This is a genomic window from Bradyrhizobium sp. BWC-3-1 (assembly GCF_032917965.1).
GTDB classification, from domain to species: domain Bacteria; phylum Pseudomonadota; class Alphaproteobacteria; order Rhizobiales; family Xanthobacteraceae; genus Bradyrhizobium; species Bradyrhizobium canariense_D.
Genome location: NZ_CP136625.1, coordinates 3,680,150 through 3,706,841, shown reverse-complemented (window position 1 = coordinate 3,706,841; position 26,692 = coordinate 3,680,150). Strand labels below are relative to the sequence as shown.

Here is a 26,692-nt window from a genome sequence, read left to right as displayed (position 1 = left end):
AGGCGGTTCCTTTTTCGGGACTACGACTATGGTCCGTGTCCATCACCCCGATTTGAGGCCCTCTGCTCGAACCGAAGGGCCGCTCGGACCAATGCCAAATGGCTTAATCCCTGCGGGAAGTAACCAGCAAGGCGTCGATCACGAACGTTGAACTCCTCGGCCAGAAGTCCCAGTTCGTTCCGAGCCCGCAAGAGGTGGTCAAAGGTGCGCTCCGCTTCCGCCCGCCTGCCCTGCATAAGCTGACATTCCGCAAGCCACCCGCTGCACGCAAGGAACGCTCCCTCACGAATTTCACCCGACAACCTGCGGTGAACGTAGCCCTCTTGCACGAGCTCGCGCTCGATCGCTGCGATGGTTTTGGCGATGCGCCGGTCCGCGACGGGCAAAAATCCCACCAGCGGAAGATTGAGCAAACTTGGATCCACTTCATCAGATCCGTAATACTTCACGAATGTCTGTCGTTCAGAGTCGAACGCCTTCTCGCATATTTCGCGATGCATCCGGTCTCGCAATCCATCCATTCGGCTAACAAAGCCGCCGTCTGCCGATCTGTGGAGATCGCCACGGCGGACGAACCGATCCATCGCGGCCCAGGCCGAGACCTTTGAATAAGTATAGTGCTGCGGATTCCCTCTCGATTCCCACAGACCGTGGTCGGGCTCGTTCCAGACCCGCTCGACGTGACCGATCACGGCCGCAACCAGATTGCCTTCACGTTCGGTCGGGGCAATGCCTGCCTTCGCTGCCGCAGCCACGGAATCCAGGAGTTCGCCGTAGACGTCGAGCTGCCGTTGGGCCGCGGCAGCGTTGCCAATTCGGACCGGCGGAGCTCCTCCATAACCGGGTAGCCAGGATGCGATCCACTCCTCCAACCGGCGCGAGCCGTCCACCCGGTACATGATCCTGATCTTCTCGGGTTCGCCACCCGCGGCCCGGAGAAGCCAGTCGCGAAATGCCTTGGCTTCCTCGTGGTACCCCGCGTCGAGCAGAACGGTTATGGTGAACGCCGCATCACGCAACCAGCAATAGCGGTAATCCCAATTCAGGTTCTCGGCGGGCGCCTCTGGAAGCGAAGTGGTCGGAGCGGCAACGATTCCGCCTGTAGAGCGATAGATCATCGCCTTGAGCGTCAGGAGCGAGCGCCTGACGGCCTCAGGCCATTGCGTTTTGATTGCGAACTTCGCGACCCAGCTGCGCCAATATTCTTCCGTCGATCGCAGCGCTGCGCCCGCCGCAATCGGCGGAGGTGGCGCCGCAGTTGCGCTGCCATAGCGAAGACAGAACGCGATTTCTTCGCCTTCACCGACCTCCACTTTCGAAAAGATGCACGTGCCCTGCTGCGAAAGCTGCGTTGGCGCATGTAGAACGACAAGATCCGGTCCTACGAACGCCACGGCTCGTTCCTGACCGATTTCCAGTGCGGGTCTCAAGGATCCGTAGTCGAAGCGAAGATCCAGCTCGCTGCGCAGGCTGACCTTCCCGGCAAGGCCCCGAACAATCCGGATTACGGCAGAGGCGTCGTTCTCAACCGGCATGAAGTCAATCAGCCGGACGTGGCCTGTTGTCAGCTCGAAGTCTGTCTCCAGCACGAGGGTATCGTCTCGATAGCGACGGCTGGATGAAGTGATGGCATCGACCGGTGCGAGCTTCCAACATCCGTGCGAGCTCGTACCGAGTAGCGCCGCAAAGCACGCATCCGAATCGAAGCGCGGCCAACACAGCCAATCGATCGAGCCGTCACGGTGAACAAGAGCCGCCGTCTGGCCGTCTCCGATCAGGCCGTAATCCTCGATGAACTTCACCGCCACGGCAAGCACTCATCCAAATCGCACATTGCGTTGACGTCGAGGTTCGGCTGCTCTTCGTCTGCTGCGAGACGCGCCCCTCTGTACGGTCAGAGCCAGCGCAACCGTCCCCAGCAGCGCCGCCAATGGAGCAAGTCGCAGCATGCTCGCAGACCCGACGAACGCCCTGTTGGTCGCTTCCGAACCAAAGCTGCCCCTCGTACGATGGAGACCATCCAGCGGTCGGTCGAGATTGTCCGGCCGGCTTCTGTCTATTGGGCGATCCGTCTGTTGGCCGCTGATACAGGTTTGGGCGAGATACCGATCCAGCAGCCCTGGCACGATCATGTTGCCGAAAATGACCTTGAGAGTGCTGAAGCCGATCCAATATTCCCTGGCGGGCCTTTGAGCCGCATCATATACGGCATTCGCGATCACCTCGGGCTCGACCACGGGCGCCACCGGACGGGGGGAATGGGACATATGCGCCCTTGCCCAATCGAACTGCGGTGTATTCACCGCCGGCAGCTGAAGCATCACGAGGTTGATCCTGCTCTGCTCGTGCCTTAGCTCGCTTCGGAGCGAATCTGTGAAGCCGCGAATGGCGTGCTTGGCACCGCAATAGGCCGACTGGAGTGGAATACCGCGGTAGGCCAGCGCCGATCCGATCTGGATGATCGTGCCCCTGTTGGCGGGCCGCATGTGGCACAGAGCCGCCATCGTTCCATGCACGAACCCGAGATAGGTCACCTCAGTGACACGGCGGAATTCATCCGGCGTCATGCGCCAGACCGGCGAAAACACCGTCACCATCGCATCATTGATCCATATATCGATCGGACCGAGCGTCGACGCAATACGATCTGCGGCCGCAAAGACAGCGCCGGCGTCCGCAACGTCGAGAGGCATCACGACCGCCCGTCCGCCCACGCCCTCGATCTCGCGCCGCACCTCCTCGAGAGCCTCCGCATCTCGGGCGATTAAACCGATGGCGTAACCGGCGCGGCCGAAACGATGGGCGATGGCCCGTCCAACCCCGGCCGATGCGCCGGTAATCACGACAACTGGGCGTGACCGGCCCGGTACCTCACGCCCGCTCTCTTCGCTTTGCATCGGGACACCTCTTCACTGCGGCACGGCCGGATAGGCAATGGTCGAGAGTAACGCCATCCCGGGTTGGCGCGAATCCAGTCTGGTATGCTGGACGATGAGCGGCGCACTTGCTTCAATCAGGGAGGCGTAGCTCGTGTCGCGTGGGACGGGCGCCGGATCTGTCAAGTCGTTGAAGCGCAGATGCAACGTCCGCCGAGCTGGCACCTTCACCCGGTAGGGGCCGACCGGATCTCTGTTCTCAAAAAACAGAGTGATCTGAACGTCGGCGTCGTTCTCGCCAACGTTCAGGAAGCAAGCCGCTTCGTGAGACACGAGATCATGGGCGTCGCTTAGGCTGTCGCTTGGGATATAGCCTTCTGGGATCGCCCACAGTGTGCGTCCGATACTCTGCATTGTCATCGCTCCAGCTTGATCAACGCCAGCCCGGTCACTGGGTCGCGCTCCTTCTGAAGATGCGTGGGGCTTTCGGTTACGATCACCTCGAGGGTGGGACGCACCCAGCCCGATCCCAGATGGCCGGCGAGAGCCGTACCGTCGCGCCGGCCGACGACAAGATGAATGTGCACGGACGGTTCGCCCGAAGGCGAAACCGCGACATCACCGACAAGCGAGGCAACTTCTACCTGTTCGTCCACACGGTTCTCGAGGTAAGATTTACTTTCCCAATCGAAGTATTTCAGCATCAGACCGCTGAATGCTCCGATGCCGGTCACTTGCGCTGCAGAAAGCCGCTGCTCTGCCGCAAACGACTTGAGGCTTTCCATCGCCTCATCGCCGCTGTCGAGGACGACCGCAAAGGTTCGCTGCGGGCCGTCATTGAGACGCTTGTGCCTCATCCTCATCCTCCTAGTTCAATCTGATCTCTCCCAGTCGGGACAGGGTACGGATTCGGTCTGCCGTGCGGCATGCAATTGCCTGGATCGTGAGGGAAGGATTCGCGCCGCCCACGGTGGGAAAAACAGAGCCATCGCAGATCCACAGATTGGGGATGTCCCAGCTGCGGCAATCTGCGTTGACAACGCTGCTGTCCGGTCGATCGCCCATCCGGGCCGTTCCATTGAGGTGACAGGTGTCGTCTTCCTGGACCCAAATGTTTCTGGTGCCAATTGCGCCCAGAGCTCGGCTCATGAAGGCGATCGAATGATTGATCAGGCGCTTGTCATTGTCGCACCAGGAATAGGTCACGCGCGGAATTCTGAGCCCGTACTGATCTAGTTCGTCCGCCAGAGTGACGCGGTTGTTTTCTTGGGGCAGCATCTCGCCCACGATTTTCAAGCCGACAACGTGATTGTAGCGCTTCATCTCCTCGACCAGCCGTGCTCCCCACAGACCGTGCGCCGTTGCCTGTGTGTTGGCCCAGAGCTGCGGCAAAGGGCCTTGGCTCATGTAGGCGTAACCGCCAAAGAAGTCCTTCCCTTCGTCCTCGTAATTCCAGTGCTCGGTGATTGCGAGGGACGGAGGTCCCTTGTACGAGCGAACTTCTTCGTCCATCTCGCCCCACACGGCCTGGTTTGCCTGTGCCATGAGGTTCTTGCCAACAAGCCCGGTACTGTTTGCCAGGCCGTCAGGAAACTTGTTGTTTGCCGAATTCAGCAAGAGCCTCGGCGTTTCGATCGCATAGCCAGCCACCACCACGTTGCGTGCCTTTTGGAAGTGCCACTTGTTTTGACGGTGATAATGGACACCGGCGGCGAGGCCATTCGCGTCGGTCTCGATCCGGCCGACCATGGCGAGATCGCGAATCTCGGCGCCGGCAGACAGAGCGCGCGGAATCCAGGTCACAAGGGCACTTTGCTTAGCATTGGTCGAGCAACCGGTCACGCATAAGCCGCGATAGACGCAGGGATGCGCGAGACCACGCGGCGCAGAGAGGGTTGCAAGCGGTGTTTCCGTCCAGGCAATACCGAGGGCTTCACAGCCGCGCGCGAGCGCGCGGGCTGCAGCGTTGAGCGGATGGGGATAGGGATAGCGCGGACGCGGCGGCCCCCAAGGATAGCTGACAGGTCCGGATATTTTGAGGGCCTGCTCGACCTCCGTATAGTAAGCCCACATCTCGCGCCAATCGATGGGCCAGTCCGCACCGTATCCGAGTTTGGTCCTTGCTTTGAACCATTCCGGCCGGAACCGAAGCGACACCATTGCGAAATGCACCGTCGAGCCCCCAACGGCCTTGCCGCTATTATTGCTTCCGAGCTGCAGGGGATTGTCGCCATCGACGATACGATCATCGGTCCAATAAAGCTTGGTTTGCTCGGACTCGTCGGAGGCGAAATCCTCCAAAGGGCGAAAGTAGGGTCCGGCATCCAGGGCAACCACCGAGAAGCCGTATTCGGCCAGTTTGCAGGCGAGTGTCGCACCGCCGGCGCCCGTCCCGACGATCACGAAGTCGACCGTTTCGTGGTCGGCATATCCTTTCATGCTCACCCAGCCGCCGGGCCGGAAGACGTCGGGCGCGCGACCGTGCCGTGCGCGGGGAGTGTGCCGGGGATCATCGGACATTGCGATTGACCCTCAGAGCGTCAGCCTCGCGACCCGGCTTTGCTTCGGCCGCCTCCCACGGATCCCGATCGTTGAAATCGAGGCGCACGTAGCCGCGCGGACTGGCCGGTCCGCCCCAGCCAATCTCGCTCCAGGAGATCGGGTGTGCGTAATACGCCAGAACGATGTCGCGCAGAAGTCGGTGTTTGAAAAAGGTTCTCGACGGCATGCCCGCCCATTCGGGTGATTTCAATTCCCCAGCTTCGCAGAAGCGCAGCAAAGCGTCTTGCTCGGGGTCATCGATTTCCGTGAAGCGATTCACGTAGCGGGCCCGCGCCTCCGCATCGAGAGCTTTCAGCCCGGTTCGCCAAGCTTCGTCGTCGCGTGGCAGACCGGCGGTTCGATAACCGTCCATGACACCATCGTCGAGCTTTCGGTCAAGCAGCGCAGCAACGGGAATGGGCGATCTTGATGAAGGTTGCGGTACGACGCGGTCGGCGACAGCGGCGAGGATTTCGAATTCTTCCCTGGTGAAAAAGCGCGGCTCGTCAGCTACCCTCAGGCGAGCTGCCACCACCTCCCGGGTCTTGTCATTCCAGGACGGGCTCCGCCATTTCGCAAGGACGTCGTAGCCAGGGTAAGACTCCCCAGCGCGGCGCTCCGCCTTCCTATCAAGCATCCCGCGCCTCTCTCATCAGTTCGAGCGCCGCGAGCCCCGCCAGTGCAAGGCCTGAAAAACTGGGGGGCGCCGGCAAGGGCGGTCCATTGAGAATGTTCTGGCTCCAGTTGCGCCAGCCTCCCATATTTCGTGAGATCCCATACGCGTGGAAGCCAACGCCGATAAAACCCATTGCGGCAAGCAATCGCATCCACCATCGCGCGAGGCCGCGCGTCCGCCCTCCGCCGTTCAACACGGCACCGGCGAGCAAACCGGCCCCGATGGGTGGGATAGTGACGGGAACGGCCATGAAGGGGTTGTGAAAGGCACCGCGAAAATGGAGCAGACCTGCTTCTCCCGTGGTGCCGAGCAGGCCCAGCGCAGTCACGGTAGCGACCGTCTCGCCCGCCGGAAAGTTGAACACCCGGTGAGGTCGTTGACGTCCATTGGCGCGCAACCGTTCCGAGCAAAAGCCCAACAGCCCGGAAAGCAGAATAGCCATAGGAGCTCCAAGGGGGGCGCCGTAGAAGGCGTTTTGCCAGCTAAACCCGCCCACCTTCTTCGTCACGTTGTGGATGTGAAAGCCGGTTCCGAGCAGGCCAGTGGCAGCTGCCAACAGATACGATGTATCGCGTGCTCTATGCGCGGCCGGACGCATGTCAGCCGTGCCGTGCAGGCTCATGGCCAGTGTCAGCCCGGCAACGACGAGCGGAGTGAACATCGCCTTGTTCTTGAACGACCCCCGGTAATGCTCAACGGCACTGTCTGCAAGCACCGATGCAGCCAGCGTACCCGCCGCTCGATTCAACCGCCGCGCCGCCATGACGGTCTCTGTCTCGCCCCATCTCAGACGCGAGGCCGGACGAGTCAACGAAGATTGCACCCGTGCGCGCTCTGGTTCGCTTCGCGCGACGTGGGGGACACGGCGCGCTCTCTCGATTTCGGCTCGGTTAGATCGCATAGCGTGCAGCGTCCGCTTCCTTGAATATCAAACCATTCCCTGGTCGCGCCAGGTCGGGCTCGATCGCCCCATCACGTGGCGTCGGCGCGCCCTCGAAGAGCATGTGCTCGATGCGAACGTGGTCGTGAAACCATTCCAGGTGCCGCAGCCGCGGCGCCGCGCAGGCGGCGTGAAGATGCAGAGCGGGTGCGCAATGACCTGACAGGTCGATGTGGTGCGCCTCGCAAAGCGAGGCTATCTGCAGGAAGCCCGTCACGCCGCCACACCGTGTAATATCCGCTTGCTGCACGTCGACGGCGCCGGATTCGAGCATCTCGCGCACATAGTCGGTCGTATAGGCATACTCGCCTGCAGCGACCTCCATGCCCGCCGGGGCACGGGCGCGAACCGCGCGCAGACCTTGGAGATTGTCCGAGGACACCGGCTCCTCGATCCATTTGACGCCGTGCCGCCCGAATACGTCCGCAAGCTGAAGCGCCTGCTGCACCGAATAGGCGCCGTTTGCATCGACGAAGAGATTGGCGCGCTCGCCAATCGCACGGCATGCGACCTGCACGCGGTGCGGATCGAGGTCCGGCTCGGAGCCCACTTTCATCTTGACGTCCTTGCACCCATCATCGGCAACCCACCTGCCGAGCTGCTGGGCCAGCTCGCCGTCGGAGTAGGTCGTGAAGCCTCCGCTTCCATAGATCGGGACAGTCGTACGGTAGCTTCCGAGTAGCTGAACCAATGGCACATCCAAGAGCCGCGCCTTCAAATCGTAAAGAGCTGCATCGACGGCAGAGAGCGCATTCGCCGCCAGACCTTCGCGACCCAGGTTGCGGACCGCGCGCTGCATCGCCCTCCAGACGGCCTGAGGTGCCAGGGCATCCTTCCCGCGGACGACCGAGGCGAGCTTGCCTGCGATCAGCGCGGCAATGCTGCGATCAGAATACGTGTAGCCGATCCCTGACTTGGCGCCGGCGGCGATTTCTACCAGGACCAGAGTCGTGGAATTCCAACTCATGGTCCCGTCCGCCTCGGGCCGGTCGGTTGGAACTTGGAAGGCGCGCGCTTTCATTGCATCGATGGAGAACTCGGCCATCATCCCTTCCCGGGTAGCACGGTTGTCAGCAACTCCTTGGCGCTGTTCTTCAGAACGCTCCCAAGCTCCGGCTCGGAAGGAATCATGCTGATGAAGTTTTTGGCGTCCTTCAGGGTGATGTGGGGCGGCAGGGGCGGCACGTTTGGATCCGTATACGCCTCAAGCACGACAGGACGATCCGCCGTTAGCGCTTCATCCCAGGCGGCACCCAGGCGTTCCGGATCGTCGACAAAGATGCCTTTGAGGCCGATCAGCTCGGCGTAGCGGTGATACGGAAAGTCCGGGATGCTCTGGGTCGATAGCGTCTTTCCTGCCCCGAGCTGAATCCGCTCCTCCCACGTGACTTGATTGAGATCGCGGTTGTTGAGAACAAGGACGATCAGGTGTGGATTTGACCACGTCTGCCAATATTTCGAGATCGTGATCAGGACGTTAAGTCCATTCATTTGCATGGCGCCGTCGCCCATGCACGCGATCACCGTCCTGTCCGGATAAGCCATCTTGCCCGCCAAGGCATAGGGTGTTCCGGCACCGAGAGAAGCCAGACCTCCGGAAAGCGAAGCTTTCATGCCCCGGCGCATTTTCAGATCGCGGGCATACCAATTTGCGACCGATCCCGAATCCGCGGTTATGATTGCGTTCTCAGGCAGGCGGGGCGAGAGTTCCCAGAATACGCGCTGCGGATTGAGAGGCTCTGCTGCATCCATGGCACGCTCCTCGAGCGTCTGCCACCATTCCTGCACGCCCTCCTCAATGCCCCGTCGCCACGACGAATTTTGCTGCTTCTGCTGAAGATGTGGCAGCAGTGCCTGTAAGGCTGTAGAGCTGTCTCCAACGATGTTGATCTCCATCGGATAGCGCAGGCTCAACCGGGCGCCGTCGATATCAATCTGAACGCCGCGCGCCGACCCGGGCTTCGGCAGGAACTCGCTGTAAGGAAACGCCGAGCCGACCATCAGAAAGGTGTCACAGTTCTTCATGAGGTCCCAGCTGGGCTTTGTGCCGAGCAGTCCGATAGAGCCCGTTACAAAGGGGAGATCGTCTGGGAGGACCGCTTTTCCAAGCAGGGCTTTGGCCACCCCCGCCTGGAGACGCTCGGCAACCGCGATGACTTCATCGGTGGCATCCAGTGCCCCCGCGCCAACCAGCATCGCAACTTTACTACCGTTGTTCAGTATCTCGGCGGCCGCGCGTACCCGATCGTCTTGCGGCTGCTTTGCCGGCTCGGCATAGCCGATGCCGGTGTGGGTCGCACCATGTGCGAGAGGCGGATCCTGGTAGTCCAACTCTTGCACGTCCTTGGGCAGGATCACGCAGGTGACGGCGCGCTTGTTGTCTGCAATGCGTACGGCCCGATCGATCAAGTGACGCACCTGCTCAGGCACGCTTGCCTGCGCGACGTATTCGGCGACGTCCTGAAACAGGACTTGCAAATCGACTTCCTGCTGATAGCTCGCCCCGATTGCACTCCTTGCCTGCTGGCCGACGAGCGCAACCACCGGGACGTGGTCCATCTTGGCGTCGTACAGTCCGTTGAGAAGGTGAATTGCGCCAGGCCCAGAAGTCGCACAGCAAAGGCCCACCTGCCCCGTGAACTTCGCGTGAGCGGAAGCCATGAAGGCCGCCATCTCTTCGTGCCGGACCTGCACGTACTCGATCTTGTCTTTCGCGCGTTCGAGCGCGACATCTAGTCCTCCGACGCCGTCACCTGGGTACCCATACACCCGGCTCAAACCCCATTCCGAGAGCCGATGCCAAACAAATTCGCTGACGTTCATTGGATTTTCTCACGGGCGTCGCGCGTTACGCTGGAGCAACGATCAGACAATCAGAACGTTTCAGAACTTGCCTGCTCGTGCCCTGGATGTTCGTACGCTCCCGTACGCATCAGCTTTGTTCATCGATGCTCGCATCACCGGGCAAACATTGCGGGCTCGTTCTGGTGAACCGCAATGTTCGCCGCAGGTGCGACAACCTACTTTGAGTTGGCGTCATTGTTCGAAGAACTGGGGCCGGTGGTGCCCTGAGATTTATTTGCTGAGCCAGATCCAGTGGTGGTCGTGTTCATTGCTTCGAACACCGACATGCCATGAGGACCGATCGTCATCACCATGGGGTTGCCATCCTTCGTCTTGGCCTGAACGACGAAGGATTCGGCCACGACTTTGATGTCGGTGAAGCCTGCCTTCTTAAGATCATCCTGAATTTTCTGTGCTGCCGTAGTCTGACCGGAGGTGGCGGCAGACTGAGAGGTACCCGTAGAGCCAGTTCCACTTTGCGCGAGTGCCGGGCCGGAAACGGTTGCGGCGAGCAAAAGGGCCGCCAAGAGCGTGGTCTTCATCGTTGTCTCCTTCAGTTTTGTTGGACGGAATATCATCACAGCGCCGGAAGGCTTCGGACGTTCCGACCCGAAAAGTTGGAGTGATGCGATGTCGGTACGAGACCGAACGAAGGCACACGAAGTTCTTTGGGAAGAGCTGGATATTAAGGCCTTGCGGAAAGCAATTCAGAAGCAGCCAACGCTGCGGAATCCAACTCTTCCTCTCCAAAGCTAAGTCGGCCTGCGTGGCTAAATATTTCGTAGCCATCATCGCGCGCGACCCCGACGAGCGTTACGCCGGCACGCTCAGCGGTCTCGATCGCCAGCGAAGTCGGCGCGGACACGGCGATGAGCAACGGCACGCCCATTCGGGCCGTCTTCTGGACCAGTTCGACGGAGACCCGACTGGTTATGAGGACAGCCCCCCGGGACGTTTCGAGGCCGGCTCTGGCCGCCGCACCAGCGACTTTGTCCAGTGCATTGTGGCGTCCGACATCCTCCCTTACCAATCGGATGTCATGGCCGTCCCAGAAGGCCGCAGCGTGCATCGCGCCCGTCGCCTGGTTATGATGTTGGAGCGGTCGCAAGGAGCGCATCGCCTCCAGAAGGTCGAAGGGGCGAAACCCGCCCTCGCTGACTACGCGCGTCGGCCGCGGGCAAGCCTGTTCCAGGCTTTCAATTCCGCACAGGCCGCAGCCGACCGGCCCGACCATCGCCCTCCGCCTGTTGGCGAGGAGGTCACCATGGGAATCGTCGAGCCAGATCCGCACTTCGCAACCGAGCTCGAGCTCGACAACTTCGATGCTGATGATGTCCCCGCCATGCTCCACAATGCCCTCGCTCAAGCTGAAGCCTACGCCGAAATCCACGAGGTCAACGGGAGAGGCCATCATCACCGCGTAAGTCGAGCCGTTGTACGTGAGCGCTATCGGCCGTTCCTCTGCGACCTTGCGTGAGGATGGAATCGGGCTACGCCCGCGCCACACCAGCTCTGGTTTGTCGCGCGTACAACGATCCTGCATATCCCGCTCCGAGGTTGGCTTCTGGCAACCTCAGCCATCGAACCGCGTTCCCTGGCCATCATCCATTGTCGGGCCCCGCTCCCGCTGTTCAACATCGCGCGATCAAAACCATTCCCTTGGTACGGCACCGCGCACAGATTTCCTGAGTGGAGAATGCGTGTGTCGCCCGTCCGTCGATGGTCTTGCAGGTGCTGGGTTTTTTCACGCGCTTGCCGCTCAAGCCGCCGTCCCGCCGAGAAGCGGCTGCTCAGGAACCCGCGCGGGGAACATACGTTGCCGACGCACAGGCTGGCCGGTTCCCGAAGAGAAGCAAGATCATGGCACGACCCAACGAAGCTGGTGACCACACTCCAGACACGGTTGAATACGACGGCCCAGCTGGCGGATGGGGGTCCCTGAAAGGAATAGCGCGGATCTTCAGCAAGGAGTGGGATTCGCCCGCGGCCTTGAACACCCTTCGTCGGCAGAACAAGCCGAAAGGCTTCATGTGCGTTTCCTGCTCATGGGCCAAACCTGCGGATTATCATGCCTTCGAATTCTGCGAGAACGGCGCCAAGGCGACCCTTTGGGAGCTGACGTCGCGCCGCTGTACGCCGGACTTCTTTGCCGAGCATACCGTGACCGAGTTGCTGTCATGGAGCGATTATGACCTCGAGCAGCAGGGACGCCTGACACATCCACTGCGTTACGACAGTACCACTGATAAGTACGTTCCCTGCTCCTGGGACGAGGCATTTCATGCCATCGGATCGCAATTGAGGGCGCTCGATCCGAAATCGGTCGTATTCTATTCATCGGGCCGCGCAAGCCTCGAAACCTCCTACCTCTATGCCCTGTTCGCGCGGGCTTATGGCACCAACAACCTGCCAGACAGCTCCAACATGTGCCACGAAACGACCTCAGTCGCTCTCAAGAAGCTGATCGGGGCGGGCGTTGGGACCGTGGTCTTCGACGACCTCAGCAACTGCGATGCGATGTTCTTCTTCGGGCAAAATACCGGGTCGAACAGTCCACGCTTCCTTCATCCCCTACAGGACGCTGCCAAGCGCGGCGTCCAGATCATTACGTTCAACCCCGTCCGCGAAAAGGGTCTCGAAGTCTTCATCAATCCGCAGAATCCGACAGAGATGCTGACGGGCAAGGCCACACAAATCAGCAGCCAGTACCATCAAGTGAAGGTGGGGGGCGACATCGCGGTCATTGTCGGAATCTGCAAGCACGTCTTCGCGGCGGACGACGCGGCCAAGCAGCAGGGCAAACGTGTGATCGACGCTCCCTTCGTCGGGCAGCACACACATGGCTTCGAAGAGTTCGAAGCCAGGGTCCGGGCGACGTCCTGGGACGAGATCGAGATCGCATCCGGTCTGAGCCGTTCAGTTATCGAGGGCGCCGCGCAGGTCTACGTCGAGGCTGATCGCGTGATCGGGATCTACGGCATGGGCCTGACCCAGCACGTACACGGCTTCCAAAACGTGGCGATGCTCGTCAACATGCTGCTTCTAAAGGGAAACATCGGGAGAGACGGCACCGGCATCTCGCCCGTGCGTGGACACTCGAATGTCCAGGGTCAGCGCACCGTGGGCATCTCGGAAAAGCCCGAACTGGTTCCGCTCGACAAATACGCCAAGCAGTTCGGGTTCGAACCGCCGCGCGAGAAGGGCATCAACACCGTTGAGACATGCGAGGGCGTTCTCGCCGGCAAGGTCAAAGCGTTCGTCGGCCTCGGCGGAAATTTTGTCCGCGCCATTCCGGAGCGATCGAAGATGGAAGCGGCCTGGCGCGGGCTGGAGCTGACGGTCCAGATTGCCACCAAGCTCAACCGCAGCCACCTGGTGCATGGCAAGGCCGCCTATCTGCTGCCGTGCCTTGGTCGAACCGAAGAAGATGTGCAGGCAAGCGGCCAGCAGGCGGTTACCATGGAGGATACGTTCAGCTGCATCCAGGGTTCGATCGGGTTGCGCAAGCCCGCCAGCGAGCACTTGAGATCCGAGGTGGCGATCGTCGCAGGTCTGGCCAAGGCAACCCTGCCCCCCAATCCCAAACTGAAATGGGATGAATGGGTCGGCAACTACGATCTCATCCGTAACGAGATCGCCGAGACCTATCCGGACGAATTCCACGACTTCAATGCGCGGATGTTCACGCCGGGCGGGTTCTATCGTGGCAATTCAGCCCGCGAACGGATTTGGAAGACCGAGAGCGGCAAGGCAGAGTTTACAGCGCCCGAAACCCTCACCTCGACCGGCTTTTCCGATGCGCCCGGCCGCTTCCGGCTGCTGACCATGCGCAGCAACGACCAGTTCAATACGACGATTTACGGCTACAGCGATCGGATGCGAGGCATTGAGGGTACACGGGACGTATTGCTGATGAATCCCGACGAAATCGCACGCGCCGGACTTCAGGAGGGCCAAATGGTTTCCCTCGTCAGCGACGCGGAGGATGGCATCCTGCGCGAGGTGGGTCCTCTTAAGGTGACCCCGTTCAAACTGCCGGATGGCTGCGTCGGGGCCTACTATCCGGAAATGAATCCCCTGATCCCGCTGTCGCACCACGACATTTATTCGAAGACGCCGGCCGCTAAATCAGTGCCGGTCCGAATCCGCGCGTGAGCGATGGCGCGGAAGGGGGCCAATGAATGCAGCTTTTCCGTCCCGGCGCGAACACGATTGCGACGGTGATGATCGCGGCAATTGGAGCAGCGCCGGTGCTTGCAGTTGGGTTGTCCTATGAGGTGATGCGATCCCCTTACGTGACCAACCAGAACATCACGCGGAATCAGCCGGTGCCGTTCAGTCACGAGCATCACGTTTCCGGTCTCGGCCTGGACTGCCGCTATTGCCACACCTCGGTGGAGAAGGCGCGCTTTGCCGGTATCCCGCCGACAGAGACCTGCATGACCTGCCATTCGCAGATATGGACGAATGCGCAGATGCTGGCGCCGGTGCGCGAGAGTCTTGCCAAGAACCAGCCGATTGCCTGGGAACGCGTCCACCGGCTTCCCGACTATGTCTATTTCGACCATTCCGTCCATGTCGCCAAAGGCGTCGGATGCACGACCTGTCATGGCGACGTCGGACGGATGCGGCTGATGCGTCAGGCCGCGCCGCTGACAATGCAATGGTGTCTCGATTGCCACCGGTCTCCTGAACCTTACCTGCGTCCTCACGAGGCGGTTTTCGATCCGAACTGGCAGACGCCGAAGAACCAGGCCGAGGTCGGGCCCAAGCTTGCCGCAGGCTATCACATCAACACGGGTCATTTGACGGACTGCACGATATGCCACCGCTGAAGGAATTGCCGACGCGACCAAATCCTGCCGGGCGCAGCAAGCTCAATCGCCGTCAGGCGCTCAGTTTGCTGGCGACCGGCATGGCGGGTGGGCTCGCGGCTTGTAGCAAGCCCGACGAGCAGATCCTGCCCTACGTCAGGATGCCGGAGCGAATCATTCCCGGCGAACCGCTGAAATTTGCGACGACGCTCGCGTTGGCGGGGATCGGTCGCGGCGTAATCGTGACTTCGATTGATGGAAGGCCGATCAAGCTGGAGGGGAACCCGCGTCATCCGGGCAGCCTGGGTGCCACCGACGTTTTCGCTGAAGCAGCCGTACTTTCGCTATACGATCCCGACCGCTCGCGCACGATCCTGCACGATGGCGCGATTGCGCCGCGCGAAGGATTGAACGGAGCGCTGGTGACCGAACTTTCCGACGCTCACAGCAGCCAGGGTAAAGGCCTGCGCTTGTTGACCGGGCGCACCACCTCCCCGACTTTGCTGCGCCAGATCGACGAACTGCTTCAGGCGTTCCCGGCCGCATCGTGGCACGCGTACGATCCAACGGATGACGAGAACGCGCGCCAAGGTGCACAGCTCGCCTATGGCCGGCCTGTGCACAGCATTGCCGATTTCGCAAGGGCCCGGGTGATCGTCGCGCTCGATGCCGATCCGCTCGGGCATGGCCCCGATCAAATACGCATTGGCCGTGGTTACGCAACCGGCCGCGGCGACGCGAATGCCTTTTCGCGTCTCTATTGTCTTGAGAGCGCACTCACTCTCACGGGAGCAAAAGCGGACGAGCGTCTGGCGCTTCGTCCCGAGGCGATCGAGCGGTTTGCAGCGAGCCTCGCGCGGGAACTCGGCGCGAGTGCAAGCGTCACCGAACTTGCCGAGCGCGAGCGTCTGCTCCTTCGGAAGATCACGGCCGACTTGAACTCCCACAAGGGCGAGGCGCTCGTCATCGCCGGCCCGGCAATGTCCAGGGAAGTCCACACATTGGTGCATTGGATCAATGCCCAGCTCGATGCGCCCGCTCGGCTCGTCGGTCCCATTGATCGCACGCCATCCGGCAAGCAGGCGGGAACGCTTGAACAGCTCGCTGGCGATCTGGACTCCGGTCGCGTGCGTCAGCTGGTCATGATCGGCGTCAATCCCGCTTATGACGCACCATCCGATTTGCACTTCGGGGCCCGCGCACAGAAAGCGGCCTTTCGCCTTCATATGGGCGAGTACGCGGACGAAACCGCGGCTATCGCCAACTGGCATGTCCCGCAAAGACATCGTCTCGAAACGTGGTCGGATCTACGGGCCGGCGACGGGACGGCCAGCATCATACAGCCTCTGATCAAACCGCTGTACGAGAGCTTCAGCGAGCACGAGCTTCTCGCCTGGCTGAGCGGCGCAGAAGACGCGGGCGCTTACGAATTGGTGCGGCAGACCTGGCGGAGCGCGGCCGCTGCGGATTTCGAGGCATGGTGGCAGCGCGTGCTGCACGAAGGGATCATTGCAGGAACTGGCGCCACTGCTGTTTCGACGGCTGCTCCGCTTCTGCCGGCGCTCGCGGACGTCGAACCTCACGATCTGCGTGATGACGAGATCAGCCTGGTTCTGCGTGCTGATCCTTGCCTCTGGGATGGCTCATACGCCAATAACGCCTGGCTCCAGGAGTGTCCGAAACCGCTCAGCAAGCAGGTCTGGGGCAATGCGCTCGCGCTGCATCCGGATGAGGCAACCCGCCTCGGTCTCACGTCCGGCGACGTCGTCACAGTCGCCGCGAACGGCCGATCGATCGAGCTACCCGTTCTGACTGAACCCGGGATGGCCATGGGCGTCGGCGCGCTCACGCTCGGCGGGGGGCGGCAGAAGGCCGGCGCGATCGGCAATGGCGTCGGTGCCAACGCCTATACACTCCGGACATCCAGGAACCGATGGCACCTTCCGCAGGTCTCGATCCAGCCGACTGGGCGCCGCGAGCCGGTCCTTACGACTCAGAACATCGTCCGGTCGCCGGAAGACGTGCGCGAACTCTATCCGCTGTATCGGCTCGGCCAGCCGCTGCCAGGGCCAGTCCACCCGGATCCACCCAGCCTGATGCCGCCCAGCGTGAAGCCCGGCGAGGGGCATGCCTGGGCGATGGTGATCGATACCTCGGTCTGCATCGGCTGCAATGCCTGCGTGGTCTCCTGCCAAGCCGAGAACAACGTCCCTGTGGTGGGTCCCGAGCAGGTTGCGATGGGGCGCGATATGCACTGGATGCGCGTCGATGGCTACGATCATGGCTCGGCGAACGGTCCGCAGATCGGCTTTCAACCCGTGCCCTGCATGCATTGCGAGCACGCCCCGTGCGAGCCTGTCTGTCCTGTCGCCGCATCCGTTCACGACAGTGAGGGCCTCAACGCGCAGGTCTATAATCGCTGCATCGGCACCCGCTTCTGCGAGGCGAACTGCCCTTACAAGGTTCGTCGCTTCAACTTCTTCGGTTATGCCGACGGCGAGGAATACGGCAATCTCGGCGCGGAATCCTATCGCGGCCAGAAGAACCCGGAGGTGACCGTACGCGCCCGCGGCGTGATGGAAAAATGCACCTACTGTGTCCAGCGCATCAGCGGCGCGCGTCGCGCCTCGGAACGCGAGAACCGGCCGCTCGGTCCACACGAGGTGCAGACAGCCTGTCAGAACGCGTGCCCGACCCGCGCCATCAGCTTCGGAGACCTGAACCAGGCTGACGCAGAGATCAACCACAGGAAAGCCGACCCGCGCCACTATGCCTTGCTCGGCCACCTCGGCACGCGGCCGCGCACCACCTATCTTGCCGATGTGCGCAATCCCGCACCTTCGGAGCCGGAGGGGCGGACATGAGCGAAGTTCTCCTTCCCCAGCATCCCCCGGCGCACCGCTGGATCTCGGCCGCGCGGGCAGGAGACGCCGCAGTTACCCAGGCCGTGGCAGATCCGCTCTTCACCGGGTTCGGCAAAACATGGTGGCTGGCCCTGCTTATCACCCTGCCGTTCGTGCTCTGGCTGTTCGTTGCAATCGCGTGGCTGTTCTACGAGGGCATCGGCATCTGGGGCATCAACTCCACGGTCGTCTGGGGAGTCGCCATCGCCAACTACGTCTGGTGGATCGGCATCGGTAATGCCGGCACGCTGATTTCGGCGATGCTGCTGCTGACACGGCAAAGATGGCGCGCCTCGATCAATCGCTTCGCGGAAGCGATGACGCTGTTTGCGGTTGCGATCGCCGGGCTGATGCCCATCGTTCACCTTGGTCGACCAATCTACGCCTATTGGCTCGCGCCATATCCGAACACCATGGCGCTTTGGCCGCAATGGCGCAGTGCCCTGGTGTGGGACTTCTGGGCCATCGTCAGCTACCTGCTGTTCTCCATTCTGTTCTGGTATGTCAGCCTGATCCCCGACCTTGCGACCATGCGCGACCGCACGCCCCGCCGTGCCGGCCAACTGCTCTACGGCGCATTTGCGCTGGGATGGCGCGGGTCGTCGCGCGAGTGGTCGCGGTTGCAGACACTGCATACCACGATGGCCGCCCTCGGCGTGCCTTTGGTCTGCTCGGTGCACTCGATCGTCGGTCTCGACTTCGCGGCGAGCCTGATGCCCGGTTGGCAGGAGAGCATCTTCCCACCCTACTTCGTCATCGGCGCAATGTACTCCGGATTCGCGATGGTCGTGGTGCTGGCGGCGGCGATCCGCTGGGGCCTCAGCCTTCAGGCTATTATCACCCGCCGCCACTTCGAGGTGATGGCCCGCATCCTGCTGATGGCCTCCATCGTCATGTTCTATTCTTATGCGACGGAGTGGTTCATGGGCTGGTACGGCGGTGAGCATGCCGACCGTGAGGTGGTTCGCTTCGAGTTCACTGGCACCTACGCGCCGCTGTACTGGGCCTTGCTGGCCTGCAACTGCCTCATCCCGCAGTTGCTATGGTGGCCCTTCGCCCGACGGTCGCTCTTCATTCTGATTCCTGTTGCTATCGCGATCAACATAGGCATGTGGCTCGAGCGCATCCTCATCGTCTGGAACACGCTTTCGCACGGTTACATGCCATCCCTGTGGCGGACGTTTCACTTCACGTTCTGGGACTGGAGCTTTCTTGTCGCGCCGCTCGGCCTTTTCGCCTTTCTGTTCCTGATCTTCATGAGGCTCGTCCCAAGCATATCAATGTTCGACGTGCGCGAGCTCGCCCATCAGGAGGCCGCGGCATGACGGCCAAGCTTGTGGCGGAATTCCTGGACGGTGAAGCGCTGAAGGCGGCCCTGCAGCGCGTGCGTACGGCGGGACACGCCGCACTGGAAGCATTCGCGCCGTATCCGATCGAGGGGCTCGCCGAACAGCTTGGGCAGGGCCGATCCGCAATTCGCGGTGCGATGCTCGCCGGCGGCCTCGGAGCTGCAGCATTCGCCTTCGCGCTGCAATGGTACAGCGCCGTGATCGACTATCCCATCAACAGCGGCGGCCGGCCACTGAACTCCTGGCAGGTGTTCCTGCTGGTGCCGTTTGAGGTCGGTGTCCTCGCGGCGGCGCTCGCCGGCGTCATCACCTTTCTTTGGTCGTGCCGCCTGCCTCGTCTCCACGATGCAATGTTCGAGATTCCGGGCTTCGAACGCGCAACGCAGGATCGCTACTTCCTGCTGGCCGCTTCTGACGGCGACCCGAACGAGCTGAGGACAGTCCTCCGCGACGCTGGCGCCGTCTCGGTCACGGAGCTGAGCACGCCATGACCGCCCGCGCGCTGCCATGGCTGTTGTTGTTGTCATCGGTGCTCGCCGGCTGTGGCGATCATTCCATGTCTCAGCAAAATCGCTACGGGACGTTCTCGAAGGCTGGGCTGTTCAAGGATGGCACCGAAGCCCAGGCCTTACCGCCAGGGGTCGTTGCACAGGGTGATCTCGACCGTCTGCAGCAGATCACCAAGCCGCCCGCGGTTGACATGGCGCTGCTGGCTCGCGGCCGCGAGCGCTACGACATCTATTGCTCCCCGTGTCACGGGTTCTCCGGCCACGGCGATGGCATGATCGTGCAGCGTGGCTTTCCCGCACCCGCGTCCTACCATTCCGCGCGCCTCCGCTCGGCCGATGCTCAACACTTCTTCGACGTGATCACTCATGGCTACGGCGCGATGTATTCCTACGCCGCGCGCGTCGAGCCGCGCGATCGCTGGGCCATCATCGCCTATATCCGCGCGCTGCAGCAGTCGCAACACGCCGACGTCGCCGACGTCCCGGAGCTGAGGAGCAAGCTGCCGTGACCGCCGTGCTCCGCCGCCCTGCCCTCAGAGCAATTTGGACGCCGCGAATTGCAGCGGCCCTCGTGGTGATCTTGCTCGCTTCTGGCCTCGTGCTCGCGGCTGGGAGACTCGGCCCCTATCCGAGCCTGCTCCAGGGCTGGCTCTTGGGATTTGCGATCTGGAGCTGCGCCCCCATCGGCAGCATGACGCTGCTGCTGATTCATCGCTTGACCGGCGGCCGCTGGGGCTTTGCGGCCGGACCGGTGCTGCGACCCCTCGCGGTCATGGTGCCCATCGTCGCCATCACCTTCATCCCCGTTCTCGCCGGACTGACTGACATCTACCCCTGGGCCGCGGATGCCAGCCAGATCAAGCCCGACATTGCGCGCTGGTATCTCGGCCAGCCGTGGTTTGTCCTGCGTGCCGTGATCGCATTGATCGGATGGTCCGTGCTCGGAGTGACTTTCGGTCTTGGACTAGGTGGACGGCTACTGGCCGCGCTCGGACTTGCGTTCTTCGGGCTTACCATCAGCATGGTTGCGGTCGATTGGTTCCTCTCCGTCGAACCCCATTACGTTTCCACCGCCTTCGCCTCCATGATTGCAATACAGCAGCTGCTCGCCGCGCTGGCCGTTGTCGCCGTGCTTGCAACGTCGAACGTCGATGGCAAAGCGCTGAGCGATATCGGCAGCCTTTTGATCGCAACGCTGCTGGGCGTCGTCTACCTCGAATACATGACATATGTGGTGGCCTGGTATGGCGATCTACCTCACAAGGCCGAGTGGTTCCTGAAGCGCAGCACGGACGTATGGACGAACATTCTGCTCGTGGCATTCGTCACCGGAGCCGTGCTTCCGCTTGCGATGTTGCTGTTGGAGGACGTGCGCCGCAGCCCTGCAGGCTTGCGCGTCGTCGGCCTCTTGCTGTGCTTCGGCACCGTCACGCACTTCGCCTGGCTGCTGGTGCCGGCATTTTCGCCGCAAGCTCCTGTTGCGCTCACAGCTCTCGGCGCACTCCTCACCTTGATGGTTGCTTCGGTCCTCTTTGGGCAGGGCATCGCATCCGCGGAGGTGTGCCATGCCGAATGAGGAGATGGGCAGCCGCGCGCTGCCACAACCAGCCGACATTCACAACGGCGCCGTTCTCGCCATCGTCGGCGGCTTCTTGCTCTTCGCCGGCGCCGCGATTGGGGGAATTCTGCTGTTCCTGCATAGCGAGGCGCCGGGCGCATTCACGCCCCGCGCAGAACACCGGTTTCCCTCGCCCGAGCTCCAGACCTTGCCGGAGGAGGACCTGACCCGGTTCGAGGCCGCCCAGCGCGCGAGGCTCACCACTTATGCCTGGGTCGATCGCGACCACAACATCGCCCGCATCCCGATCGATCAGGCGATGCAGCTGGTCGCAGGACGGGGTCAGCACACCTACGACGCCCTTCGACCCGCACCCGCCCCTCCGCCAGGTGCGAGTGGAGGCAATCCATGAGGCGGTCCATCTTCATCATGGCCCTTGCGCTCTGGCCGGGGCTCGCGCATGCCGGTTTGACGGAGGAGCAGATCGGGCGCATCGGGTTCGATCCTCCTCAGGGCGCCCGCGTTCCGTTATCCCTGCAGTTTAGGGCCGTCGGCGGTTACATCGTCACCCTTCGCGATGCGATCGACGGACGTCCGACCCTGCTCCTTCCAGCGGACTTCACCTGCAAGCAGATTTGCGGGCCGGCGCTGACGATCGCAAGCTCGGCGCTGCAGCAGACCGGGTTTATCGCAGGACGCGACTACAGCCTCGTCGTTGTCGGCATCGATCCGCGCGACACCATTGACGACGCCCGCCGCTTTACCCAAGGCCAGATCGGGGGCACGGGAACATCGGTCCTGACAGGATCGCAGGAGACTGTTGCCGCGCTGCTCGGTGCAATCGGATACCATACCGAAACCGACGACAAGCATGATGCGATTGCGCATCCGGCAGCCTTCGTCACGCTCGCGCCCGACGGACGGGTCGTCCGCGCGCTGTCCAGCCTCGCGCTGCAGCCCGTAGATATTCGCCTCGCTCTGTTGGAAGCCGGTGACGGTCGGATCGGCGGACTTTCCGGCCGCGTCGCGCTGCTCTGCTACGGATTTGACGCGGTGCACGGCATCTACACCCGCAGGATCACCGTCATTCTGCAGATTGTCGGGGCCTCCACGGTTGCCATCATGGCCGCCTTCATCGGACTGATGCTGGTCCGCAGCAGAGGTCGCGGAGCGTCGGCATGAACTCGCTGTTCAGGCTGCCGGAAGCGAGCACGCACGCCGTCACGGTGGACCACATCTTCTATCTGTTGCTCGTCCTGTCCGGTGCGACCGTGGTCCTCGTGTTCGGCCTCATCCTGCTGTTTGCTGTCCGATACCGCCGCGGATCAGCTGCCAAGCGCGGCCCGATGCCTGAGATTCTCAGCCGCGAGTTCGAAATCGGTTGGACGGTCGCGACGTTGCTGACCTTTGCCTTCCTGTTCTGGTGGGCATCGTCTGCAGACCTCAGCAGCCTTGCCGCGCCATCGGGCGCGCTGGAAATTCACGTCGTCGCCAAGCAGTGGATGTGGAAGACGCAGCATTCAAACGGCGCGCGTGAGATCAATGCCCTGCACGTGCCGCTGGATAAACCAGTCCATCTCCTGATGAGCTCGCAGGACGTGATCCATTCCTTCTTCGTCCCCGCGTTCCGGGTCAAGAAGGACGTGCTGCCCGGACGGGACACCGATCTCTGGTTCCAGGCCAGCAAAACCGGCACCTTTCCACTGCTCTGCGCTGAATATTGCGGCACCAACCATTCCATGATGCGCGGCAAGATCGTGGTCATGCGGCAGGATGACTATGCCAAATGGCTGGTGCAGCAGCCGGAGGGCGACGACCTTGCTCATGAGGGCGCCAGGCTGTTCGTATCGCGGGGATGCTCGGGCTGCCATGCCGGCTCCTCGAACGTCCACGCGCCGCGCCTGGCGGGTCTTTACGGCCGCGCCGTGCAGCTGGCGGATGGACGCACCGTTTCCGCGGACGATGCCTACATCCGCGATTCGATCCTGCAGCCGAAGCGCGACATCGTGGCCGGCTTCGAGCCGATCATGCCGAGCTTCAAAGGGTTGCTCGACGACGGAGAGATCCAGAGCCTGACCGCCTATATCCGCTCGCTCGGGGAGGAGCAGCAAAATGACTGACGCCCTGCTCGCCGGAGAGCTGCCGCTGCCGCCGCGCCCCGATTATCTGCGCCACGGCTCGACGATCTCGTCCTGGCTCGCCACGACCGACCACAAGCGCATTGCAATCCTCTACGCGATCACCATTACGTTCTTCTTTTTCATGGGAGGAGCCGCAATCACCGCCGTTCGGCTCGAGCTGTTCCAGCCGAACGGATGGCTGTTGACGTCGGACACTTACAACAAGCTGTTCTCGTTCCACGGTATCATCATGGTCTGGTTCTTCCTGGTGCCGTCGATCCCGAATACGTTCGGCAATTTCCTGCTGCCGCTGATGATCGGCGCGCCCGATGTCGCGTTTCCGCGTCTCAATCTTTTCAGCTGGTATTTGACCGTCGCTGCCGGCGCTTTCACCGTTTATGCCCTCGTTGCCGGAGGCGTCGACACCGGCTGGACGTTCTATACGCCTTATTCGTCGATGTTCTCCAACACCCACGTCTTCGCGGCGGCCGCGGGCGTGTTCGTTGTCGGCTTTGCCAGCATCGCCACGGGAGTGAACTTCATCGCGACCACCCACATGCTTCGTGCTCCCGGCATGACCTGGTTCCGGCTGCCGCTGTTCGTCTGGGCGATCTACGCGACGTCGCTGATCATGGTGCTTGCCACCCCGGTGCTCGCCATCTCGCTCCTGCTCGTGATCGCGGAGCGCGTGCTGGGCTTGCCGATCTTCGATCCGGCTCGCGGCGGCGATCCGATCCTGTTCCAGCACCTGTTCTGGTTCTACTCGCATCCGGCGGTTTACATCATGGTCCTGCCGGCGATGGGCGTCGTGTCAGAAATAATCCCATGCTTCGCGAGGCGGCGAATTTTCGGATACGACTTCATGGTCTATGCCATGCTTGCGATTGCGGGCGTCGGGTTCTTCGTCTGGGGCCACCACATGTTCGTCTCCGGACAGTCAGCCCTGGCCAGCCTCGTGTTCTCCTTCCTGTCCTTCATCATCGCCGTGCCGTCGGCAATCAAGGTTTTCAACTGGACCGCTTCGCTGTATCGCGGTCAGATCAGCTTCGAATCGCCGATGCTGTATGCGCTTGGCTTCGTTGGTCTGTTTACGACGGGCGGGCTCTCCGGGCTGTTCCTCGCCTCAATTCCGGTGGACATCCATGTCACCGACACCTACTTCGTCGTCGCGCACTTCCACTACATCATGGTGGGCGGCTCGGTGTCCGCCTTTTTTGCCGGGCTCCACTTCTGGTGGCCCAAGGTCACGGGCAAGCTCTATCCGGAGAGCTGGGCGAAGTTCGCGGCCATCCTCATGTATGCCGGCTTCAACATGACATTCCTGCCGCAATTCTTTGCCGGGTACCTCGGCATGCCACGCCGCTATCATACCTATCCGGCGGAGTTTCAGATCTACAATGTCATGTCGTCTGCCGGAGCAGCGGTCCTCGCCATGGCCTACTTGTTGCCTCTGGGATATCTCACCTGGTCCCTGTTCTACGGCGGAAAGGCCGCGAAGAATCCTTGGGGTGCGACAGGCCTGGAGTGGGCCACAGGTTCTCCGCCTCCCCCGAAGAATTTTGACAGGCAGCCCCGCGTAGATCGCGGGCCGTATGACTACCACGCCGAAGGCATGTCGGCTGGAACCGATCCCCCCGAAATGCAAAACGCAAGAGAAACGCGATGAGCGACGAAAGCGCACTGCTGAGAGAACCCTGGTCGGATTTCGGCCGGCAGCGCGAGGCAGGCAAGTTCGGCATATGGGTCTTCCTGTCCAGCGAGACGCTGTTCTTTGGGGCGCTGATGCTGACTTACACGGTTTGTCGGATCGAGCATCCGCAGGCGTTCGCTGCAGCCGGGAGGGAGACAAATATCTGGTACGGCACGATCAATACCGCCGTGCTGTTGACCAGCAGCCTCACCATGGCGATAGCTTCGCAAGCGTCCGAAGCGTCTGCACAGCTGCGACGCCTCGTCCTCGCGTGCCTGATGCTCACGGCGATGCTCGGCCTCGCGTTCATCGTCATCAAGGGCTTCGAGTACAAGGAAGACATTGACAAGCAGCTGGTGCCGGGGGCCGGGTTTGCATTGTCTCAGCCCGGAGCGCAGTTGTTTTACGGATTTTATTGGCTGGTCACGGGCGTCCACGCGATCCACCTTTCCATCGGGATTGCTCTCGTGAGCCGCCTGCTCTGGGTACTGCTCCGGCGCCAACTTCCGGCCAAAGACAATCCCGAGATCGAGGTCACAGCCCTCTACTGGCATCTGGTCGATATCGTATGGATCTTCCTCTATCCGCTGATCTATTTGCCGGGGCGTGCATCATGAACAGGCAAGGTGAATCAGGTGGTGTTGTGCGCCACCTATGGGCGAGGAACCTCTTGATCTGGGCAGCGCTCCTCGCACTCCTCATGCTCAGCCTCGTCGCCGCCTATGTTCCCATGGGCCGAATGACAACAGCCAGCGGCATCATCATTGCGGGGGTGAAATCGACCCTCGTCGTCTTGCTCTTCATGGAGCTCGCCTCAGCGAAGCCGCTGGTCCGGATCGCGGCGATCTCGGGGCTTGTTTTCGTGATCGCGATGTTCGCATTGACCTTCGCTGATGTTCTCGCACGAATCTGACGCGCGGGAGCACCCACCTTTTGGTACCTTTTGCCACCCCGCATGCATTAAAGCAGTCTGATGCAGCCACGTTCGAACGCAAGCTTGGGAGAGGAGAACTTTCGCTGCGCTCAAAGACGTGACTGCATCAGTTCACTTGTGAAGCCACGCGCCGCTCCGACGAGACACACCGCCGGGAACCATTGGGCGGACGTTGGTGGCTCACGAGTTCTGAAACTCCTTCATGTCGAGCCGCAGTCCGGCTTTGTTTGCTTGCTCTGCTGTGACGTAAGGCAGACCATAATAGCTTAGCTTCGGGCTCCATCGCCCCGTTTGGCCCGGATACGGGAAGGCATAGGTCCCTCCGCCAGCGGACGCCTCGCGGGATATCACAACGGCCGCGAGCTTTCCCCCGCTGTCGAAAACGAGATCGGAGACATAGCCATACCCTTGGCCTGCCTGCAGGCGCGCATAGTCTCCAATGACCTTCGAAACCGAGAATTCGTGCGGCTCTGTTTGCGCCTGATCGGGGTCAACGAAGAGGCCGTATTCTCGCGACCTCAAATCGGAAAAGTCGGCCACGATAGCTCCTTCGTGAAGCGGGCGCAGCACCCGATCGAAGGGAATTCGGGAGATGAACTCCGGCTCATCCTTCGTTCTGAAGCCTTCGACGAGCACAGAAGCAATCTGCCCGTCGTCGGCCAAGATCACGTTCCGGACGGCTCCCAAATACTCACCTTTCAGAGAGAAAACCGCGCTCCCAAGCAGTCGCGAGGCTCGGTATCCATTGTAGACCGTGTTGGCGAATTGCTGGGACTGCGCTGACTGTTCCGTCGCAGCCTGCGTCGCCGTCTCTGCCCATGCGGGACCCGATAGAACGGAGGTCGAGATCGTAGCTACGACAATTGCGAGGGTGATCCTGCTCCTTACGCCCATTCAGTGCTCCTGCGATCCGTCATGCCAACATTACCATTGATCGT

The 26,692-nt window shown here is 61.7% G+C and carries 25 protein-coding genes; 13 read left to right on the top strand and 12 right to left on the bottom strand.

Annotated elements, in window-relative coordinates:
* Nucleotides 1-26: 26 nt before the first annotated feature.
* The 11 genes from RX329_RS17785 to fdhD all read right to left on the bottom strand — a co-directional run bounded on the left by RX329_RS17785 (nucleotide 27) and on the right by fdhD (nucleotide 11,420).
* Nucleotides 27-1,808 (bottom strand): glycoside hydrolase family 15 protein, encoded by a 1,782-nt coding sequence (locus tag RX329_RS17785; RefSeq protein WP_317246192.1) that lies wholly within the window; start codon nucleotides 1,806-1,808, stop codon nucleotides 27-29.
* Nucleotides 1,809-1,817: 9 nt separating this feature from the next.
* On the bottom strand, nucleotides 1,818-2,897 hold the full coding sequence (locus tag RX329_RS17780; protein ID WP_085384182.1) for an SDR family oxidoreductase: 1,080 nt from the start codon (nucleotides 2,895-2,897) through the stop codon (nucleotides 1,818-1,820).
* A gap of 12 nt (nucleotides 2,898-2,909) precedes the next feature.
* Nucleotides 2,910-3,290 (bottom strand): sensory rhodopsin transducer, encoded by a 381-nt coding sequence (locus tag RX329_RS17775; protein ID WP_085361813.1) that lies wholly within the window; start codon nucleotides 3,288-3,290, stop codon nucleotides 2,910-2,912.
* 2 nt (nucleotides 3,291-3,292) lie between these two features.
* A complete protein-coding gene (locus tag RX329_RS17770; RefSeq protein WP_094183653.1) occupies nucleotides 3,293-3,733 on the bottom strand; it encodes a PPC domain-containing DNA-binding protein in 441 nt (146 codons plus the stop codon).
* 10 nt (nucleotides 3,734-3,743) lie between these two features.
* Nucleotides 3,744-5,396 carry a GMC family oxidoreductase gene (locus tag RX329_RS17765; RefSeq protein WP_317246191.1) on the bottom strand — a complete coding sequence of 551 codons (1,653 nt, stop codon included), beginning with the start codon at nucleotides 5,394-5,396 and terminating at the stop codon, nucleotides 3,744-3,746.
* Complete coding sequence (locus RX329_RS17760; RefSeq protein ID WP_085384179.1) at nucleotides 5,386-6,054, bottom strand: gluconate 2-dehydrogenase subunit 3 family protein; 669 nt, start codon at nucleotides 6,052-6,054, stop codon at nucleotides 5,386-5,388. Before RX329_RS17760 ends, RX329_RS17765 begins: the two co-directional genes overlap by 11 nt.
* The gene (locus RX329_RS17755; protein WP_094183652.1) at nucleotides 6,047-6,856 is read right to left on the bottom strand and encodes a hypothetical protein; all 810 of its coding nucleotides are present in this window, start codon (nucleotides 6,854-6,856) and stop codon (nucleotides 6,047-6,049) included. Before RX329_RS17755 ends, RX329_RS17760 begins: the two co-directional genes overlap by 8 nt.
* A 127-nt stretch (nucleotides 6,857-6,983) precedes the next feature.
* A complete protein-coding gene (locus RX329_RS17750) occupies nucleotides 6,984-8,081 on the bottom strand; it encodes an enolase C-terminal domain-like protein (RefSeq protein WP_085384177.1) in 1,098 nt (365 codons plus the stop codon).
* Nucleotides 8,078-9,856: a thiamine pyrophosphate-requiring protein gene (locus RX329_RS17745; protein ID WP_085384176.1), complete on the bottom strand. Its 1,779-nt coding sequence runs from the start codon at nucleotides 9,854-9,856 to the stop codon at nucleotides 8,078-8,080. Before RX329_RS17745 ends, RX329_RS17750 begins: the two co-directional genes overlap by 4 nt.
* 197 nt (nucleotides 9,857-10,053) lie before the next feature.
* Nucleotides 10,054-10,419, bottom strand: coding sequence for a PepSY domain-containing protein (locus RX329_RS17740; protein WP_143273850.1), 366 nt, complete (start codon nucleotides 10,417-10,419; stop codon nucleotides 10,054-10,056).
* 143 nt (nucleotides 10,420-10,562) lie between these two features.
* Nucleotides 10,563-11,420, bottom strand: coding sequence for a formate dehydrogenase accessory sulfurtransferase FdhD (gene fdhD, locus RX329_RS17735; RefSeq protein WP_085384174.1), 858 nt, complete (start codon nucleotides 11,418-11,420; stop codon nucleotides 10,563-10,565).
* Between the two features lie 317 nt (nucleotides 11,421-11,737).
* On the opposite strand from fdhD, the gene RX329_RS17730 reads away from it, so the two are divergent.
* The 13 genes from RX329_RS17730 to RX329_RS17670 are packed head-to-tail and all read left to right on the top strand — an operon-like array spanning nucleotide 11,738 to nucleotide 25,733.
* The gene (locus RX329_RS17730; RefSeq protein ID WP_085384213.1) at nucleotides 11,738-14,032 is read left to right on the top strand and encodes an FdhF/YdeP family oxidoreductase; all 2,295 of its coding nucleotides are present in this window, start codon (nucleotides 11,738-11,740) and stop codon (nucleotides 14,030-14,032) included.
* A gap of 26 nt (nucleotides 14,033-14,058) precedes the next feature.
* Nucleotides 14,059-14,712 (top strand): cytochrome c3 family protein, encoded by a 654-nt coding sequence (locus RX329_RS17725; RefSeq protein WP_085384173.1) that lies wholly within the window; start codon nucleotides 14,059-14,061, stop codon nucleotides 14,710-14,712.
* A complete protein-coding gene (locus RX329_RS17720) occupies nucleotides 14,700-17,555 on the top strand; it encodes a 4Fe-4S dicluster domain-containing protein (RefSeq protein WP_085384172.1) in 2,856 nt (951 codons plus the stop codon). Before RX329_RS17725 ends, RX329_RS17720 begins: the two co-directional genes overlap by 13 nt.
* Nucleotides 17,552-18,919 carry an NrfD/PsrC family molybdoenzyme membrane anchor subunit gene (gene nrfD, locus RX329_RS17715; protein ID WP_085384171.1) on the top strand — a complete coding sequence of 456 codons (1,368 nt, stop codon included), beginning with the start codon at nucleotides 17,552-17,554 and terminating at the stop codon, nucleotides 18,917-18,919. Before RX329_RS17720 ends, nrfD begins: the two co-directional genes overlap by 4 nt.
* A complete protein-coding gene (locus RX329_RS17710; RefSeq protein ID WP_085384170.1) occupies nucleotides 18,916-19,434 on the top strand; it encodes a DUF3341 domain-containing protein in 519 nt (172 codons plus the stop codon). The genes nrfD and RX329_RS17710 overlap by 4 nt, the downstream gene beginning before the upstream one ends.
* Nucleotides 19,431-19,961 (top strand): cytochrome c, encoded by a 531-nt coding sequence (locus tag RX329_RS17705; RefSeq protein ID WP_317246190.1) that lies wholly within the window; start codon nucleotides 19,431-19,433, stop codon nucleotides 19,959-19,961. The genes RX329_RS17710 and RX329_RS17705 overlap by 4 nt, the downstream gene beginning before the upstream one ends.
* Entirely contained in the window at nucleotides 19,958-21,028 is a 1,071-nt protein-coding gene (locus RX329_RS17700) for a hypothetical protein (protein WP_317246189.1), read from the top strand. Before RX329_RS17705 ends, RX329_RS17700 begins: the two co-directional genes overlap by 4 nt.
* Nucleotides 21,018-21,422 (top strand): hypothetical protein, encoded by a 405-nt coding sequence (locus RX329_RS17695; protein WP_085384167.1) that lies wholly within the window; start codon nucleotides 21,018-21,020, stop codon nucleotides 21,420-21,422. Before RX329_RS17700 ends, RX329_RS17695 begins: the two co-directional genes overlap by 11 nt.
* A complete protein-coding gene (locus RX329_RS17690; RefSeq protein ID WP_085384166.1) occupies nucleotides 21,419-22,192 on the top strand; it encodes an SCO family protein in 774 nt (257 codons plus the stop codon). The genes RX329_RS17695 and RX329_RS17690 overlap by 4 nt, the downstream gene beginning before the upstream one ends.
* Nucleotides 22,189-23,130 carry a cytochrome c oxidase subunit II gene (gene coxB, locus RX329_RS17685; RefSeq protein ID WP_085384165.1) on the top strand — a complete coding sequence of 314 codons (942 nt, stop codon included), beginning with the start codon at nucleotides 22,189-22,191 and terminating at the stop codon, nucleotides 23,128-23,130. The genes RX329_RS17690 and coxB overlap by 4 nt, the downstream gene beginning before the upstream one ends.
* Nucleotides 23,123-24,796 carry a cbb3-type cytochrome c oxidase subunit I gene (locus RX329_RS17680; RefSeq protein WP_085384164.1) on the top strand — a complete coding sequence of 558 codons (1,674 nt, stop codon included), beginning with the start codon at nucleotides 23,123-23,125 and terminating at the stop codon, nucleotides 24,794-24,796. The genes coxB and RX329_RS17680 overlap by 8 nt, the downstream gene beginning before the upstream one ends.
* Nucleotides 24,793-25,437 (top strand): cytochrome c oxidase subunit 3 family protein, encoded by a 645-nt coding sequence (locus RX329_RS17675; protein ID WP_085384163.1) that lies wholly within the window; start codon nucleotides 24,793-24,795, stop codon nucleotides 25,435-25,437. Before RX329_RS17680 ends, RX329_RS17675 begins: the two co-directional genes overlap by 4 nt.
* Before the next feature lie 53 nt (nucleotides 25,438-25,490).
* On the top strand, nucleotides 25,491-25,733 hold the full coding sequence (locus RX329_RS17670; protein ID WP_317246188.1) for a cytochrome C oxidase subunit IV family protein: 243 nt from the start codon (nucleotides 25,491-25,493) through the stop codon (nucleotides 25,731-25,733).
* A 201-nt stretch (nucleotides 25,734-25,934) separates the two neighbouring features.
* On the opposite strand, the gene RX329_RS17665 is transcribed toward RX329_RS17670, so the two are convergent.
* A complete protein-coding gene (locus RX329_RS17665; RefSeq protein WP_085384161.1) occupies nucleotides 25,935-26,648 on the bottom strand; it encodes a PRC-barrel domain-containing protein in 714 nt (237 codons plus the stop codon).
* Between the last annotated feature and the right edge of the window lie 44 nt (nucleotides 26,649-26,692).